The following is a 15,889-nucleotide window of genomic DNA, read 5'->3' as shown; positions in this document are numbered from 1 at the left end:
ATCTCGGGTGCGATCCAGCATCTGGCCGGCATGAAGGATTCGAAGGTGATCGTCGCGATCAACAAGGATCCGGAAGCGCCGATCTTCAGCGTGGCCGACTACGGCCTCGTCGGCGATCTGTTCGCGCTCGTGCCGGAGCTCGTGAACGAGCTGGGCTGACGCTGCGTGACTTGATGCTTCGGCAGCAAGTCGTACGACAAGGGGCGCGATGAGCGCCCCTTTTTTTGTGCAATGGCAGAAGGGGCGGGGACGCATCTGTCTTCGATGCAGCGCATCGCCATCGCACCATGCCGTACGGAACAGTTTTTGTGCGAGCAGATGGGACCGAAGCATCGATCGCCGGAGCGAAGGGGTAACGCGCGTGCGCGTTGACGCAAGCCCCTTTCCGAGCAGGTATCGCATGCGCTGAAACGAAAAAGGCGCCCTGACGGGCGCCTTCTCCACTGATACCGACCGGCCTGCGTCGCCGCGGGCCGTCCCGACTTATGCGTATGCCGGGCGCGTCTGGCCGGCCACGTCCTTCAGGTAGCGATGCACCGACAGGTCGTCGGCCTGGATCGCCGGCTTCTTGCCCGAGATCAGGTCGGCGAGCAACTGGCCCGATCCGCACGACATCGTCCAGCCGAGCGTGCCGTGGCCGGTGTTCAGGAACAGGTTCGAGACCGGCGTGCGGCCGACGATCGGCGTGCCGTCCGGCGTCATCGGGCGCAGGCCCGTCCAGAAGGTTGCCTTCGACGTGTCGCCGCCGCCCGGGAACAGGTCGTTCACGCACATTTCCAGCGTGTCGCGGCGCGCTGCGCGCAGGTTCTTGTCGAAACCGACGATCTCCGCCATGCCGCCGACACGGATGCGCTGGTCGAAACGCGTGATCGCGATCTTGTAGGTTTCGTCGAGCACCGTCGACACGGGTGCGGCCGCCTCATCGACGATCGGCGCGGTGATCGAATAGCCCTTCAGCGGATAGACCGGAATCTTCATCAGGTTCGAGACGAAGCGGGTCGAGTACGAGCCGAGCGCGACGACGTACGCATCCGCGCGCACCGTCTCGCTGCCGCACTGCACGCCGGCGATCTTGCCGCCCGCGATCGCGAGCGCGTCGATCGGCGTGTTGTAGCGGAACTTCACGCCGAGCGATTCCGCGAGCGCCGCGAGGCGCGTCGTGAACAGCTGGCAGTCGCCCGTTTCGTCGCCGGGCAGGCGCAGGCCGCCGGTCAGCTTGTGCGACACGGCGGCGAGCGCCGGTTCGGCATTTTTCAGTTCGGCCGGCGACAGCAGTTCGAACGGCACGTTCGCTTCCTGCAGCACCGCGATGTCCTTCGCCGCGCCGTCGAGTTGCTGTTGCGTGCGGAACAGTTGCAGCGTGCCGCCCGTGCGCCCTTCGTACTCGATGCCCGTGTCGGCGCGCAGCGCCTGCAGGCAATCGCGGCTGTATTCGGCGAGGCGGACCATGCGGCCCTTGTTGACCGCATAGCGCTCGGCCGTGCAGTTGCGCAGCATCTGCCACATCCACTGGAGCTGGAAGCGCGTGCCGTCGAGGCGGATCGCGAGCGGCGCGTGCTTCTCGAACATCCACTTGACGGCCTTCAGCGGCACGCCGGGCGCGGCCCACGGCGCCGCATAGCCGGGCGAGATCTGACCTGCGTTTGCGAAGCTCGTCTCGAGCGCCGGGCCGGCTTCCCGGTCGATCACCGTGACTTCATGACCGGCGCGCGCGAGGTAATACGCGCTTGCCACGCCCACCACACCGCTGCCCAGAATGACGACTCGCATAGCTGCTCCAGATGGAAGGGATCAGGTCGAGGCCGGGCGCACCTGCGTCTCCGTGTAACCTCTAGCTGATCTAGTTTTTTGCGCTATGGTATTGTCGAATGTGTAGGTTTTGTTATCGTATTTTTCAGGTTTTCAGCATAAACAAATGAGAACGCAACGCCAGCCAGTACGCTCGCTCGACAAGCTCGACCGGCGCATCCTGAAACTGCTCCAGGACGACGGCCGGATGGCGATGAAGGACCTCGCGGAACAGGTCGGACTGACCGTCACGCCGTGCATCGAGCGCGTGCGGCGCATGGAGCGCGACGGCGTGATCACCGGCTACCACGCACGCGTCGATCCTCACCAGCTGGATGCCGCGCTGCTGGTGTTCGTCGAGATCACACTCGGCCACAAGGGCGGCAACATGTTCGAGCAGTTCCGCCGCGAAGTGATGAAGATCGACGAGGTGCTCGAATGTCATCTCGTGTCCGGCGACTTCGACTACCTGATCAAGGCGCGGATCGGCGAAATGGCCGACTATCGCAAGCTGCTCGGCGACATCCTGCTGCAACTTCCCGGCGCGGTGCAGTCGAAGAGCTATGTCGTGATGGAGGAAATCAAGGAGACGCTGACGATTTCGGTCGGCGAATGAGCGCGGCGGGGGCCCGCTGCCGGCTCCGCTATCTCACCCTTGGCATGCTGCACCCAATACTGTATAAATATACAGTATTGGGTGCAGGCGAATGGGTGAGCACATGGACGGTCGGTCCGACAACGAATTTCCGATAGCGCCGCCGGCGCCCCGCAAGGGGCGCGGTGCGGTCGACAATCTCCAGGGGCGGTACGAAACGGCGCTGCGCGAAGCGGTCGACGACGGCTGGACGCACGAATCGGGCGACGCCGATCTGCCTGCTCCGCTGCGCACCCAGGTGTTCGAGGAGCGCGCAAAGAGCATCCTGACGCACAACCAGTCGCCGGACATTCCGTTCAGCGTGTCGCTCAATCCGTATCGCGGCTGCGAGCATGGCTGCATCTACTGCTTCGCACGGCCGACCCATAGCTATCTCGGCCTGTCGCCGGGGCTCGATTTCGAGAGTCGCATCTACGCGAAGGTCAACGCGGCCGAACTGCTCGAGCGCGAGATTTCGCGCAAGCGCTACGTGCCGGAGCCGATCGCGCTCGGCGTCAACACCGATGCATACCAGCCCGTCGAGCGCGATCTGCGCATCACGCGTAGCGTGATCCAGGTGATGCACGATTACGGGCTGCCGTTCGCCGCGATCACGAAATCGTCGCTGATCGAGCGCGATCTGGATCTGTTGGCCCCGATGGCCGAGCGCGGGCAGGTGATGGCCGCAGTCACGATCACGACGCTCGACGCCGATCTCGCGCGCACGCTCGAGCCGCGTGCGGCGACTCCGGCGCGCCGGCTGCGTACGATCCGCGCACTGCGCGACGCGGGCGTGCCCGTGGGTGTGAGCATTGCACCGATGATCCCGTTCGTCACCGAGCCGGACATGGAGCGTGTGCTGGAAGCCTGTGCGGAAGCCGGCGCGACGCACGCGAGCTACATCATCCTGCGGCTGCCGTGGGAGGTCGCGCCACTGTTCAAGAACTGGCTCTCCGCGCATTTCCCCGATCGAGCGGAGCGCGTGATGAATCGCGTGCGCGACATGCGCGGCGGGAAGGACTACGACTCGGATTTCTCGAAACGGATGAAGGGCGAGGGGATCTGGGCCGACCTGTTGCGGCAGCGTTTCCGTCAGGCCGTGAAGCGGCTTGGGTTGAACGAGCGCAGGAACGGCGTTCTGGATCTGTCGCAGTTTCGCGGTGCGCCGGCGGCCGGGGCGGCCGCGCAGCGCGCGTTGGCGGGCGCAACTGGCGCGAACTCGCGCGACGACGTGCAGTTGAGCCTGTTCTGACCGACCCGCGTCGGCAGCTTACTGCGAGATTTGCTTCGCCGCTTCGACTTGCGACTCGAAATACGTCTGGAACGACAGCGCGAGCGCGGTCATCAGCAGGAACGCGCCAATCAGCAGCGAGAAGATCACGATGAAGATCACCGTCCAGCCTGACCGGCTGTGCTTGCCCGTGTCGGCATTGAATTGCGCGTCCCATTTCTCGTCGGGGCGCAGGCCGTAGACGAGCGCGGCGAGGAACGCGGCCAGCAGCGAGATCGCACCCGGCACGGCGAGCCACCAGCCGAGGCCGGCACTGCGCTGGGTCGCGGCGAGCAGCAGGAAACCCGGGATCCCGACGATCGTCGCGAGCAGGTGCGCCCAGCCGTACACGTCGCGCAAGCCGTACAGGTAGAAGCGGTGCGCGCCGAGCGAACCGAACAGGAACGCGAGGGCGGCGGTGAGCGTCTTGGAGCGGAAGCGGCGGGGCGATGCGGTGCTGCTGGACATGGGTGGCGGCGGATTATCGGTGGCATGGGCGGCCGGCAGGCCGGCGCAGGGCGCTCGGGCCCGGCACGCATTCTACGATGCCCGGTCGGGCCCGGTCACCCCTCGGCTGCGTCAAGGTGCCGCATAGGTGACACGGTAGATGGCGCCCGCGTAGTCGTCGCTGACGAGCAGCGAGCCGTCCGGTAGCGGCAGTACGTCGGCCGGGCGTCCCCACACGCTGCCGTCCGCGCGCAGCCAGCCCGTGATGAACGGCGTCTGGCGCGTATGACTGCCGTCGGCCGACACGACAGCGCGCATCACGCGGTAGCCGACCTTCGTGCTGCGATTCCACGAACCGTGCTCGGCAATGAAGATGTTGTTGCGATACGACGCCGGAAACATCGGCCCCGTATAGAAGCGCATGCCGAGCGCCGCGACGTGCGCGCCGAGTTTCAGCGCGGGCGGCGCGTAGCGCCGGCACACGTCGGGACTCCCGAATTCGGGGTCGGGCGTGTCGCCGCCATGGCAGTACGGGAAGCCGAAATCGAGGCCCGCGCGCGGCGCACGGTTCAGCTTGTCGTCGGGCACGTCGTCGCCCATCATGTCGCGCCCGTTGTCGGTGAACCATAGCTCGCCCGAATCGGGGTGCCACGCGAAGCCGACGGTATTGCGCACGCCGCGGGCAAATACTTCGCGGTTGCTGCCGTCGGCGTGCATGCGTGCGATGATCGCGTATCGGCTGCGATCGGCGAGGCAGACGTTGCACGGTGCGCCGACCGGCACGTAGAGCTTGCCGTCGGGGCCGAACGCGATGAATTTCCAGCCGTGATGATGATCGGTCGGCAGCGCGTCCGTCACGACCGCCGGCGCGGGCGGCCCGGCGAGCCGGTCGTCGATGTGGTCGAGGCGCAGGATGCGCGACACGGCGGAGATATAGAGTGCGCCATCGCGATACGCGACGCCGACGGGCGTGTCGAGCCCCGACGCGATCACATGGCGGGCAGTGATCCGGCCCTCTTGCATCACGAAGGCATGCACGCGGCCTTCCCGCGAGCCGACATACAGGATGCCGCGCGGCGACCACGCCATTTCGCGGGCGGTCGGCACGGCATTGGTCAGCACGTCGACATGGAAGCCGGGCGGCACGACGAGTTCGTCCACCGGTGGCGCGGCGCAAGCCGCGGCGGATGCGAAACAGGTGACGAGGCCGGTCAGCAAGCCTGCGAGGCGGTGCTGCGCGCGGCGCGTCGGGGTGACGCGAAATAGCGGCATGGCGGCGGGAAGCGTCGTGGACGCGACGATTGTATGCCCGGCGAACAGGGCGTCTGCGGAATTTTTGCGCGTAAGTGTTTGTTGTGGCTTTGGTTTCCGGCTATAATCGCACGTTTCAGTAGTTTCGAACCCGGTTTTCCCGAAGGATTTCATATGGTTATCATCCGTCTGGCTCGCGGCGGCTCGAAGAAGCGCCCGTTCTACAACATCGTTGCTACCGATTCGCGCAACCGTCGTGACGGCCGCTTCATCGAGCGCGTCGGCTTCTACAACCCGGTCGCCACGAAGGGCGAATCGCTGCGTATCGCTCAGGACCGCCTGACGTACTGGCAAGGCGTTGGCGCGCAACTGTCGCCGACCGTCCAGCGTCTCGTGAAGGAAGCGCAAAAGGCGCAACCGGCTGCCTAACATGGCGCGGTGTGCCGGTCGTGCCGGCTGCAAGGAGCATTGATGTCCGGTCACGATTCCGGTAACGCAAGGCGCGGGCGAGCGTCGTTTGGCGCATTCGTCCGCAAGCCGGTCGAGCGCGACACTGTCGCGAGCGCCGGTACGGCTGCCGAGCAGGGCAGTCTCGAAGCGGTGCAAGCCTGGCCCGACGATGCTGTCGAGGTCGGGGCAGTGGTCGACGCCTACGGCCTGAAAGGCTGGGTCAAGGTGGCGACGCATGCCGACGCCGGTCGCGGCGGCGATGCGCTGCTCACGGCGCGCCGCTGGTGGCTGGAACGGGGTGGGGAGCGGTTGTCCGCCCGCATCCTGCAGTCGAAGACGCACGGCGACACGGTCGTCGCGCATACCGCGGGTGTCAGCGACCGCGATGCCGCACTGGCTTTGCGCGGCTTTCGCGTGTTCGTGCGCCGGGAAGATTTCCCGGCATTGGCCGCGGACGAATTCTATTGGGTCGACCTGATCGGCCTCGAGGTCGTCAACGAGCAATCGGTGGCGCTCGGGACGGTGAGCGGGATGATCGACAACGGCGTGCATTCGATCATGCGCGTCGAGTATCCGGCAGTCGGCAAGGATGGTCGGCCGACCACCGACGAGCGGCTGATTCCGTTCGTCGGCGTCTACGTCAAGACGGTGGATCAGGCGGCACGTCGCATCGTCGTCGACTGGGAAGCCGATTACTAATGAACCAGGTTACGGAGAGCGCGGTGCAGTTCGACGTCGTCACGCTCTTTCCCGAAATGTTCCGCGCGCTGACCGACTGGGGAATCACCAGCCGGGCCGTGAAGCAGGAGCGCTTCGGGCTGCGCACCTGGAATCCGCGTGATTTCACGACGGACAACTACCGCACGGTCGACGATCGTCCGTACGGCGGCGGTCCGGGCATGGTGATGCTGGCCAGGCCGCTCGAGGCCGCGATCGGTGCTGCGAAAGCCGCGCAGGCGGAGCAGGGCGTCGCGAGCACGCGGGTGGTGATGATGTCGCCACAAGGTGCGCCGTTCACGCATGAACGTGCGGTGCGGATGGCGCAGGAGCCTGGTGTCATCGTGCTGTGCGGTCGCTACGAGGCGATCGATCAGCGTCTGCTCGACCGTTGTGTCGACGAGGAAATCAGCCTCGGCGATTTCGTTCTGTCCGGCGGCGAACTGCCGGCGATGGCGATGATGGATGCCGTCGTGCGCCTGTTGCCCGGCGTGCTGAACGATGCGCAGTCGGCCGTGCAGGACAGCTTCGCCGACGGGCTGCTCGATTGCCCGCATTACACGCGCCCCGAGGAATACGAGGGAATGCGCGTGCCGGACGTGCTGCTCGGCGGGCATCATGCCGAGATCGAGAAGTGGCGGCGGCAGGAAGCATTGAAGAATACGTTGCGGAAGCGGCCGGACCTGATCGTCCGGGCGCGCCGCGAGAAGTTGCTGAGTCGTGCCGACGAGGCGTGGCTTGCGAACCTCGCACGCGAAGCGAAGAACGCCTCTTGAGGCGGCGTCGCGGACGGGAAATGGCGGTGCCGTGCATGTGTGTGCGGTGCCTGATGTGAATCCATCCTCTATCGGGGCCAGGCCTGGAAACGGGCGGGTGCAAACGCCGACAAGATGGCATAAGGAGTCAGTAATGAATCTGATCGCAAAACTTGAGCAGGAAGAGATCGAGCGCGCGCTCGCCGGCAAGACGATCCCCGATTTCGCCCCGGGCGACACGGTGATCGTGAACGTGAACGTGGTTGAAGGTAACCGCAAGCGCGTTCAGGCTTACGAAGGCGTCGTGATCGCGATTCGCAACCGCGGCCTGAACTCGAACTTCATCGTCCGCAAGATCTCGTCGGGCGAAGGCGTCGAGCGTACGTTCCAGACGTACTCGCCGCTGCTGGCGAGCATCGTCGTGAAGCGTCGCGGTGATGTGCGTCGTGCGAAGCTGTACTACCTGCGCGAGCGTTCGGGCAAGTCGGCTCGTATCAAGGAAAAGCTGGTGTCGAAGGATCGCGCCGCAGCAGCTTCCCAAGAGTAAGAGCTGTAAGGAAAAAGCACCCACCCGGGTGCTTTTTTCATTCTGGCGCGACAATATGCTCGTTATGTCACGAACACGAGAGCCCCATTGAATCGCCGCCCCATCATTGATCCCGAAGTGCTGCCGGTTGAAGGCACCGGCGCGGGCCTGCCGTCCATCGAGTCCCGCCTGATGACGCCGCCCGGGCTGCGCGCGCGTTTTGCGCGCACGCTCGAATGGAGCGTCGAGCCCGGCGAGGCGCGGCTGCAGGAGGGCGTCGACCCGCGCAGCGCCGCCGTCCTCATCCCGCTCGTCGTTCGCGAGAGCGGCCTCACCGTGCTGCTGACCCAGCGCGCCGATCACCTGAACGACCATGCCGGGCAGATCAGCTTCCCCGGCGGCCGTCGCGAGCCGTTCGATCGCGATGCGACGGCAACCGCGTTGCGCGAGGCGAAGGAAGAAATCGGACTGGCCGCCGAGCCGGTGGAGATTCTCGGTGCGCTGCCCGACTACCTGACGGGGACCGGTTTCTGCGTGACGCCCGTCGTGGCGCTCGTGCATCCGCCGTTCACCGTGCAGGCCGACACGTTCGAAGTCGCCGAGATTTTCGAGGTGCCGCTCGCGTTCCTGATGAGCCCCGCGAACCACCAGGTGCGCGTGTTCCGCTGGGAAGGCGGCGAGCGTCGTTTTTTTGCGATGCCCTATCCCAGTGGCGAATCAGCCGGGCATTACTTCATCTGGGGCGCAACTGCCGGCATGTTGCGCAATCTCTACCGCTTTTTGGCAGCCGGCTGACTTCCCGCGCTGTGCGGCGCGCGCGGCCGGCCGCCGGGCGATCGCATCGTCAGCCATGCGTCGCTTACGCTGTGCTATCGTTATGCAAAAAATGACATAACTCCGAAGACGGCGCACGCATGACTTTCTTTTCGGTTCTCCTCGCTCTCATCATCGAACAGGTCCGCGCGTTGTCGCCGAGCAATCCGGTGTTCGCGCTGTTCCAGTTTCACGCGGAAACCGTCGCGCATGGCCTCGACGCCGGCAAGCAAAAGCATGGCGTGCTCGCATGGCTCGCGGTCGTGCTGCCGTGGGTGTTGATCGTCGCGCTGATCTACTTCCTGCTGTACAAGGTGAGCTTCGTGCTGGCGTTCATCTGGAACGTCGCCGTCGTGTATTTCACGCTCGGTTTTCGCCAGTTCAGCCACTACTTCACCGATATCCATCTCGCGCTCAACAACGACGACGTGCCGCGCGCGCGTGAAATCCTGCACGAGTGGACGGGCCTCGACACGGTCGACATGCCGGTCGGCGAAATCGTCCGTCATACGCTGATTCATGCGGTCGTTGCGTCGCATCGTCACGTGTTCGGCGTGTTCTTCTGGTACGTGCTGCCGATCGGTCCGGCCGGCGCCGTGCTGTACCGCATCTCCGAATATCTCGCGCGCAGCTGGTCGACGCCGGGCGACGATCGCACGGCCGCGTTCTCGACGTTCGCGCAGCGCGCGTTCTTCGTGATCGACTGGATTCCGTCGCGGCTGACCGCGCTCGGTTTCGCGATCGTCGGCAACTTCGAGGACGCGATCTACGCGTGGCGCAATCACACGCGCCAGTGGCCCGACCCGAACGACGGCGTGCTGCTCGCGGCCGGTAGCGGCGCGCTCGGCGCGCGCCTCGCGGGGCCGCTCGCGGAACCATCGAGCCTCGACGCGCTGGCGGTTGGCGACAGCGGTCCGTTGACGGTCGGTGACGATTGCACGCCGCGCACGCTGCAGTCCGCAGTCGGCCTGGTGTGGCGCGCCGTGATCCTGTGGATGATCCTGCTGTTGATGCTGACGCTGGCCGTCTGGGTATCGTGACGCGGCAGCGCAGTGCGCGACGAAACGAAAAGGCCGGCTTCATGCCGGCCTTTTTGCTGTGTGTGACCCATTCGCTCAGTCGTCGAGCGGATCGCGTATGGCGCCACATTGCCAGCAGGCGGTGAACTGGGCCTCGAGCGCCTCGCCGCACTGACGGCAGCGCCACGGCGCGGCGCCGGCCGACGGGCCGTGCGACGCGGCATCGAGAAGCCGCCGCGCGAGCGCATCGTCGCGCTCGTCGTCGAGCCACAGCTCGGGCGTGCACGCGTCGGCGGGCAGGCCGCCGAGCGCACCGGTCGCGTAGCAGTTGTGCAACTCGCAGCCGATGCCGGCCACCTGCAGCACGTTCGCCCAATGCTGCGCGGTGGCGAGATCGGGGGCCTTGAAACGCATCGCGGCTCCTGTCGGTGAAGGCCGGGCGGGGCACCGGCCGTCTTCTGCCCGCCGCGGTCAGCGGACGATCTGGCTTGCCTCGTGCACGAGCTGTGCGTAAAGCGCATGCCGCGACGGTGCAATTCGGCCGTCGGCGACGGCCTCGAGAATCGCGCAGCCCGGCTCGTGCAGATGATGGCAATTATAGAAACGGCAGTCCGCGAGCAGCGGGCGGAATTCCGGGAACGCGCGCTCGAGGCGGCCTTCCGTCAGGTGGTAGAGGCCGAATTCCTGGAAACCCGGCGAATCGATCAGCGCGCCGCCGCCGTCGAGCGGGTAGAGGCGCGTGAACGTCGTCGTGTGGCGGCCGCTGTTGAGCGCGGCCGAGATTTCGCGGGTCGCGGCCTCGGCATCGGGCACGAGCAGGTTCACGAGCGTCGACTTGCCCATTCCGGACTGGCCGAGCAGGATGGTCGAATGGCCGGCCAGATGCGGCATCAGCTGCGCACGCGCATCGTCGGGCGCGCCCTTCACCGACAGCTCGAGCACGTCGTAGCCGAGCGCGCGGTAGGGCGCGAGGCGCTCGCGGGCGACCGGCAGCGCGGCCTCGACGTCGATCTTGTTCAGCACGACGAGCGGCTTCAGTTCGTTCGCTTCGGCTGCGATCAGTGCGCGACCGAGCAGGTCCTCGCTGAAATAGGGCTCGGTCGCGAGCACGATCAGCAGCTGGTCGAGGTTGGCCGCGAACAGCTTCGACTTGAACTGGTCGGAGCGGTACAGCAGGTTGCGCCGCTCGCCGATCTCGACGATCACGCCCTGGTCGGCCGACGCCTGCTCGTATACGACGCGGTCGCCGACCGCGATCTCGCTTTTCTTGCCGCGCGGGAAGCACTGCAGCATCGGGCCGCCGTCGTCGGGCGCGACGATGTAGTGGCGGCCGTGCGCCGCGATCACGCGGCCTTCGACACGCGGCGCGCCCGACGCGCGCGGGGCCGGCTTGCGGGAGGTCGGCCGGCTCATGCGTGCTGCATCAGGCGGTCGATCCGCTGCGACGCGGGCGGATGCGAGTAGTAGAAGGCCGTGTAGACGGGGTCCGGCGTGAGCGTCGACGCGTTGTCCTCATAAAGCTTCACGAGCGCGCTGACGAGATCGTGCGCGTCGGTCTGGCTGGCCGCGAACGCGTCGGCCTCGAATTCGTGCTTGCGCGACGTCAGGCTGCTGAACGGAGTTGCAAAGAACAGGAACACGGGGATCGCGAGGAAGAACAGCACGAGCGCGGCGCCCGCGTTGCTCGTGTCGAGCGACGGCGTGACGCCGAGCCCCGTATAGAACCAGGTGCGCTGCGCGAGCCAGCCGAGCAGCGCGAGCAGCACGAGGCTCAGCACGAACGACACGAGCATCCGCTTCATCACGTGGCGGCGCTTGAAGTGGCCGAGCTCGTGCGCGAGCACGGCCTCGATTTCCTGGCCCGTCAGCCGCGCGAGCAGCGTGTCGAAGAACACGATCCGCTTCGATGCGCCGAAGCCCGTGAAGTACGCGTTGCCGTGCGCGGAACGGCGGCTGCCGTCCATCACGAACAGGCCCTTCGCCGCGAAGCCGCACCGTTTCATCAGCAACTCGATGCGCGTGCGCAGCGCTTCGTCCTTCAGCGGTTCGAACTTGTTGAAGATCGGCGCGATGAAGGTCGGATAGATCAGCAGCACGAGCATCTGGAACGCGACCCAGACGATCCAGGTCCACAGCCACCACAGGCTGCCGGCCTGGTTCATCAGCCACAGCACGACGAACAGCAGCGGCAGGCCGAGCACGGCGCCGAGCAGCGTGTTCTTCAGCATGTCGGTGAAGAACAGGCGCTTGGTCATCCGGTTGAAGCCGAACCGCTGCTCGATCCCGAACTGGCGGTAATACTCGAACGGCACGTCGATCACGCTCGTGATCGCGAGCACGGCGGCGACGAGCGCGACCTGCTGCCCGTAGCCGCGGCCGAACCAGCCCGTCAGCAGCGTGTCGAGGGCGCCGACGCCACCCAGCAGCGTGAGGCCGACCAGCACGGCCGCGCTGACGACGATCTCGAACATCGCCAGCCGGGTGCGCTCGACCGTGTAGTCGGCCGCACGCTGATGGGCAGTCAATGGAATGGTGGCGCTGAACTGCGCGGGCACGCTGTTGCGATGTGCGGCGACGAAGCGGATCTGCCGCGACGCGAGCCACAGCTTGGTGACGACCATCGCGAGCACGGCGATCGCGAACAGCAGGGTGAACGAAAAGGGTGACATCGAAGGCGCCAAAGGGTTCTATGCGAGAATTATATGTTCTTGCGGACCGGGCCCGCTCACGCGATGCCGGCCGCCCGGGCGGCGCCATGCGCCGTCCGCCATTTTCCAGGATGACTCATGACCGATACCGCCGCTTCCGCCAGCCAGTCCGCGCTCGTGCGCAACGAGTTGAACCTCGTCTGGCTCGACATGGAGATGACCGGCCTCGACCCGGATAACGACCGCATCATCGAAATCGCGGTCGTCGTGACCAACTCGACGCTCGACATCGCGGTGGAAGGCCCCGTGTTCGCGATCCACCAGAGCGACGAAACGCTCGCGAAGATGGACGACTGGAACAAGTCGACGCACGGCCGTTCGGGGCTGATCGACCGCGTGCGCGCGTCGACCGTGACCGAGGCGGACGCCGCCGCGCAGTTGCAGGCGTTCCTCTCGCAGTACGTGTCGCCCGGCAAGTCGCCGATGTGCGGCAACTCGATCTGCCAGGATCGCCGCTTCATGGCGCGCTGGATGCCGGAATTCGAACGATTCTTCCACTACCGCAACCTGGACGTCAGCACGCTCAAGGAGCTGTGCCGCCGCTGGCAGCCGGCGATCTACAAGGGCTTCCAGAAGCGTGCGATGCACACGGCGCTCGCGGACATCCACGAGTCGATCGACGAACTGAAGTACTACCGCGAGCATTTCCTGATTCCGGCCGCGTCGGCGCCGGCAGGCGAGTCCGCGCCGGCCGCCTGAGCGGGCCGGCACGCGCTCAGCGTGGCGCGCGCTGCGCGCTCTTCGGCCGGAACGCCGCGACCACCGCGGCGTCGGTCTCGATGTACGGGCCGCCGATCAGGTCGATGCAGTAGGGCACCGCCGCGAAGATGCCGGGCACGGTCGACTTGCCGTCGGCGTCGCGCAGCCCTTCGAGCGTTTCCCGGATCGACTTCGGCTGGCCGGGCAGGTTGATGATCAGCGCCGCGTGGTCGGCCGTCTCGCGAATCACCGCGACCTGCCGCGACAGGATCGCGGTCGGCACGAAATTCAGGCTGATCTGCCGCATCTGTTCGCCGAATCCAGGCATTTCCTTCGTCGCCACGGCCAGCGTGGCTTCCGGCGTCACGTCGCGCCGCGCCGGGCCGGTGCCGCCCGTCGTCAGCACCAGATCGCAGCCGGCGACGTCGACGAGTTCGGCCAGCGTGGCGGAGATCGTCGGCGCGTCGTCCTGGATCAGCCGGGTTTCGGCGCGCCATGGCGAGCGCAGCGCGCCGGCGAGCCATTCCTGGAGTGCCGGGATGCCCTTGTCCTCGTAGATGCCCGTGCTGGCGCGGTCGCTGATTGACACGAGGCCGACCACGAGTTCGTCCGGGTGGTTACGCTTCGTCGTCATGGTCGTCTCCGGCGTCGTCCGGCGCTTCGTCTGCCTCCGCCTCGTCGGTGCCGCTCGCGGTCTTGATCCACTGGAACAGCTCGCGGAAATAGCGCGGCGGCTTGCCTTGCTGCGCTTCCTTGCGCGCGTTGCGGATCAGCGTGCGGCCTTCCTGGATGTCGGCTTCGGGGTGCTGGCGGAGGAACTCGGTCAGCGCGTCGTCGTTCGCGAGCAGCTGTTCGCGCGTGCGCTCGATCCAGTGCAGGCGGGCGGTCGCGGCCTTGTTCACGCCTCGCTGGGCGTCGAGCGCGGTGCGCAGCGCAGCCGTTTCGTCGTCGGTCAGCGAGCGCATCACGCGGCCGACGTACTGGAGCTGGCGGCGCTTGCCTTCGTGGTCGGTGATCCGGCGTGCCTCGCGCACGGCGTCCGCGAGGTCCTCGGGCATCGGCATGCGCTTGAGCGCGTCCTTCGGCAGGTCGACCAGGGCCTGGCCGAGCTCCTGCAGCGCGTGCATCTCGCGTTTCAACTGGGATTTGCTGGGGCGATCGTAGCCATTGCCGGCGTCGTCGTCGGCGTGCTCGATCGGCTGGATTCGGGTTTTGCGTGTCATGGGCGGCATTGTATCGCGGCGCGGACGCCCCAAGCTTGTCGGTATATGGCCCCGGACCTTGCTATGATCGCGGGATACGCAACATTTTGACCATGCGGGCGGATCGCCCGCCACCGGATATCACGACGATGGCAGCCAATCTCGACGTACAAGCGCGCTATTTCCCGCACACGCAGGACCAGCTCAAAGAAATTGCCTCGGACATCCTTCGCCATGCGAAGGCGCTCGGCGCGACGGACGCCGCGACCGAAATCTCCGAAGGCGACGGCCTGTCGGTGTCGGTACGCCGCGGCGAGGTCGAGACGATCGAACACAACCGCGACAAGATGGTCGGCGTGACGGTGTTCATCGGCAAGAAGCGCGGCAACGCGAGCACGTCGGATTTCTCGCCGGCCGCGATCAAGGATACCGTCGCCGCCGCGTACAACATCGCGCGCTTCACGGCCGAGGACGACGCGGCCGGCCTCGCCGAGGCCGAACTGCTCGAAACCGACCCGCGCGACCTCGACCTCTATCACCCGTGGGCGCTGACGGCCGACGAGGCCGTCGAGCTCGCCCGCCGCGCGGAGGACGCCGCGTTCGCGGTCAGCCCGCAGATCCGCAACTCGGAAGGCGCGAGCGTGTCGGCGCAGCATTCGCAGTTCGTGCTCGCGACGTCGCGCGGTTTCCTCGCCGGCTACCCGTACTCGCGCCACTACATCGCGTGCGCGCCGATCGCGGGCACCGGCCGCCACATGCAGCGCGACGACTGGTATTCGTCGAAGCGCAGCGCGGTCGATCTCGCGGCGCCGGAAGCCGTCGGGCGCTATGCAGCCGAGCGTGCGCTGGCGCGGATGGGCGCGCGCCGTCTCGACACCCGCAAGGTGCCCGTGCTGTTCGAGGCACCGCTCGCGGCCGGCCTGCTCGGCGCATTCGTGCAGGCCGTCAGCGGCGGCGCGCTGTACCGCAAGACGTCGTTCCTCGTCGACAGCCTCGGCAAGCCGGTGTTCGCACCGCACGTGCAGGTCGTCGAGGATCCGCACGTGCCGCGCGCGATGGGCAGCGCGCCGTTCGACGAGGAAGGCGTGCGCACGCGTGCGCGCAGCGTCGTCAACGACGGTGTCGTCGAAGGTTACTTCCTGTCGACCTATTCGGCGCGCAAGCTCGGCACGCAGACCACCGGCAACGCGGGCGGCTCGCACAACCTCGCGCTGCGCAGCTCGAACACGCAGCCGGGCGACGATTTCGACGCGATGCTGAAGAAGCTCGGCACGGGCCTGCTGCTGACCGAGCTGATGGGACAGGGCGTGAACTACGTGACCGGCGACTATTCACGCGGCGCGGCCGGCTTCTGGGTCGAGAACGGCGTGATCCAGTATCCGGTCGAGGAAATCACCGTCGCGAGCACGCTGCAGGAGATGTTCCGGCATATCGTCGCGATCGGCGCGGATTCGATCGTGCGCGGTACGAAGGAAACGGGCTCGGTGCTGATCGAGCAGATGACGATCGCCGGGCAGTAAGCGGCGCGGCATCGGCCGCCAGGAAACGAAAAGCCCGACCGGCGTTCATGAGCCGGTCGGGCTTTTTTGTCGCGTGCCGCGTGCCGAGTG

General features: G+C 66.5%; 18 protein-coding genes and 1 pseudogene. 11 read left to right on the top strand and 8 right to left on the bottom strand.

Translation table 11 applies throughout. From position 1 onward, the window contains the following. Positions 1-159 (top strand): annotated as a pseudogene (locus tag DIE17_RS22965) (electron transfer flavoprotein subunit alpha/FixB family protein); the annotation flags it as partial. A 324-nt stretch (positions 160-483) separates the two neighbouring features. Here the strand turns inward: DIE17_RS22965 and DIE17_RS22960 are convergent. Then, positions 484-1,770: a D-amino acid dehydrogenase gene (locus tag DIE17_RS22960; RefSeq protein WP_124487492.1), complete on the bottom strand. Its 1,287-nt coding sequence runs from the start codon at positions 1,768-1,770 to the stop codon at positions 484-486. A gap of 145 nt (positions 1,771-1,915) precedes the next feature. On the opposite strand from DIE17_RS22960, the gene DIE17_RS22955 reads away from it, so the two are divergent. Together DIE17_RS22955 and DIE17_RS22950 are read left to right on the top strand one after the other, a co-directional pair. Further along, on the top strand, positions 1,916-2,404 hold the full coding sequence (locus DIE17_RS22955) for an Lrp/AsnC ligand binding domain-containing protein (protein WP_044844820.1): 489 nt from the start codon (positions 1,916-1,918) through the stop codon (positions 2,402-2,404). Positions 2,405-2,495: 91 nt separating this feature from the next. Beyond that, on the top strand, positions 2,496-3,674 hold the full coding sequence (locus DIE17_RS22950; RefSeq protein ID WP_124487491.1) for a PA0069 family radical SAM protein: 1,179 nt from the start codon (positions 2,496-2,498) through the stop codon (positions 3,672-3,674). An 18-nt stretch (positions 3,675-3,692) separates the two neighbouring features. Here the strand turns inward: DIE17_RS22950 and DIE17_RS22945 are convergent, their stop codons facing one another. Both DIE17_RS22945 and DIE17_RS22940 read right to left on the bottom strand, forming a co-directional pair. After that, positions 3,693-4,160 carry an NINE protein gene (locus tag DIE17_RS22945; protein ID WP_044844818.1) on the bottom strand — a complete coding sequence of 156 codons (468 nt, stop codon included), beginning with the start codon at positions 4,158-4,160 and terminating at the stop codon, positions 3,693-3,695. Positions 4,161-4,271: 111 nt separating this feature from the next. Continuing rightward, the gene (locus DIE17_RS22940) at positions 4,272-5,411 is read right to left on the bottom strand and encodes a sorbosone dehydrogenase family protein (RefSeq protein WP_124487490.1); all 1,140 of its coding nucleotides are present in this window, start codon (positions 5,409-5,411) and stop codon (positions 4,272-4,274) included. 153 nt (positions 5,412-5,564) lie between these two features. Between DIE17_RS22940 and rpsP the strand changes: the two genes are divergently transcribed. The 6 genes from rpsP (at position 5,565) to DIE17_RS22910 (ending at position 9,691) form a co-directional block, all read left to right on the top strand. Continuing rightward, a complete protein-coding gene (gene rpsP, locus DIE17_RS22935) occupies positions 5,565-5,819 on the top strand; it encodes a 30S ribosomal protein S16 (protein ID WP_006476550.1) in 255 nt (84 codons plus the stop codon). A gap of 42 nt (positions 5,820-5,861) precedes the next feature. Continuing rightward, complete coding sequence (gene rimM / locus DIE17_RS22930) at positions 5,862-6,539, top strand: ribosome maturation factor RimM (RefSeq protein WP_124487489.1); 678 nt, start codon at positions 5,862-5,864, stop codon at positions 6,537-6,539. Next, positions 6,539-7,333: a tRNA (guanosine(37)-N1)-methyltransferase TrmD gene (gene trmD / locus DIE17_RS22925; protein WP_124487488.1), complete on the top strand. Its 795-nt coding sequence runs from the start codon at positions 6,539-6,541 to the stop codon at positions 7,331-7,333. Before rimM ends, trmD begins: the two co-directional genes overlap by 1 nt. Before the next feature lie 133 nt (positions 7,334-7,466). Further along, on the top strand, positions 7,467-7,859 hold the full coding sequence (gene rplS / locus DIE17_RS22920; protein WP_006486838.1) for a 50S ribosomal protein L19: 393 nt from the start codon (positions 7,467-7,469) through the stop codon (positions 7,857-7,859). Between the two features lie 87 nt (positions 7,860-7,946). Further along, positions 7,947-8,633 carry a CoA pyrophosphatase gene (locus DIE17_RS22915; protein ID WP_124487487.1) on the top strand — a complete coding sequence of 229 codons (687 nt, stop codon included), beginning with the start codon at positions 7,947-7,949 and terminating at the stop codon, positions 8,631-8,633. 119 nt (positions 8,634-8,752) lie between these two features. Beyond that, positions 8,753-9,691, top strand: a complete 939-nt coding sequence (locus DIE17_RS22910; RefSeq protein ID WP_044844813.1) for a CobD/CbiB family protein — start codon at positions 8,753-8,755, stop codon at positions 9,689-9,691. Between the two features lie 75 nt (positions 9,692-9,766). On the opposite strand, the gene DIE17_RS22905 is transcribed toward DIE17_RS22910, so the two are convergent. From DIE17_RS22905 to DIE17_RS22895, 3 genes are read right to left on the bottom strand one after another with little or no spacing between them, the layout of a single operon-like run. Further along, the gene (locus DIE17_RS22905; RefSeq protein ID WP_044844812.1) at positions 9,767-10,084 is read right to left on the bottom strand and encodes a putative signal transducing protein; all 318 of its coding nucleotides are present in this window, start codon (positions 10,082-10,084) and stop codon (positions 9,767-9,769) included. A 57-nt stretch (positions 10,085-10,141) separates the two neighbouring features. After that, the gene (rsgA, locus tag DIE17_RS22900) at positions 10,142-11,083 is read right to left on the bottom strand and encodes a ribosome small subunit-dependent GTPase A (RefSeq protein ID WP_040143718.1); all 942 of its coding nucleotides are present in this window, start codon (positions 11,081-11,083) and stop codon (positions 10,142-10,144) included. Next, complete coding sequence (locus DIE17_RS22895) at positions 11,080-12,339, bottom strand: M48 family metallopeptidase (protein WP_124487485.1); 1,260 nt, start codon at positions 12,337-12,339, stop codon at positions 11,080-11,082. The genes rsgA and DIE17_RS22895 overlap by 4 nt, the downstream gene beginning before the upstream one ends. Before the next feature lie 117 nt (positions 12,340-12,456). Here DIE17_RS22895 and orn point away from each other — a divergent pair, with 117 nt between their 5' ends. Next, positions 12,457-13,077, top strand: coding sequence for an oligoribonuclease (gene orn, locus DIE17_RS22890; RefSeq protein ID WP_124487484.1), 621 nt, complete (start codon positions 12,457-12,459; stop codon positions 13,075-13,077). Between the two features lie 16 nt (positions 13,078-13,093). Here the strand turns inward: orn and mog are convergent, their stop codons facing one another. Both mog and yjgA read right to left on the bottom strand, forming a co-directional pair. Then, a complete protein-coding gene (gene mog / locus DIE17_RS22885) occupies positions 13,094-13,711 on the bottom strand; it encodes a molybdopterin adenylyltransferase (protein WP_124487483.1) in 618 nt (205 codons plus the stop codon). Next, complete coding sequence (gene yjgA, locus DIE17_RS22880) at positions 13,695-14,300, bottom strand: ribosome biogenesis factor YjgA (RefSeq protein ID WP_311766332.1); 606 nt, start codon at positions 14,298-14,300, stop codon at positions 13,695-13,697. The genes mog and yjgA overlap by 17 nt, the downstream gene beginning before the upstream one ends. A gap of 128 nt (positions 14,301-14,428) precedes the next feature. Between yjgA and pmbA the strand changes: the two genes are divergently transcribed. Beyond that, positions 14,429-15,799 (top strand): metalloprotease PmbA, encoded by a 1,371-nt coding sequence (gene pmbA, locus DIE17_RS22875; protein ID WP_044844808.1) that lies wholly within the window; start codon positions 14,429-14,431, stop codon positions 15,797-15,799. The last annotated feature ends 90 nt before the right edge of the window (positions 15,800-15,889 follow it).

The organism is Burkholderia sp. Bp9099, from assembly GCF_003857805.1.
In the GTDB taxonomy this organism is placed as follows: Bacteria; Pseudomonadota; Gammaproteobacteria; order Burkholderiales; family Burkholderiaceae; genus Burkholderia.
The sequence above is the reverse complement of the archived record's forward strand: the minus strand, read 5'-3'. Positions and strand labels throughout refer to the sequence as shown.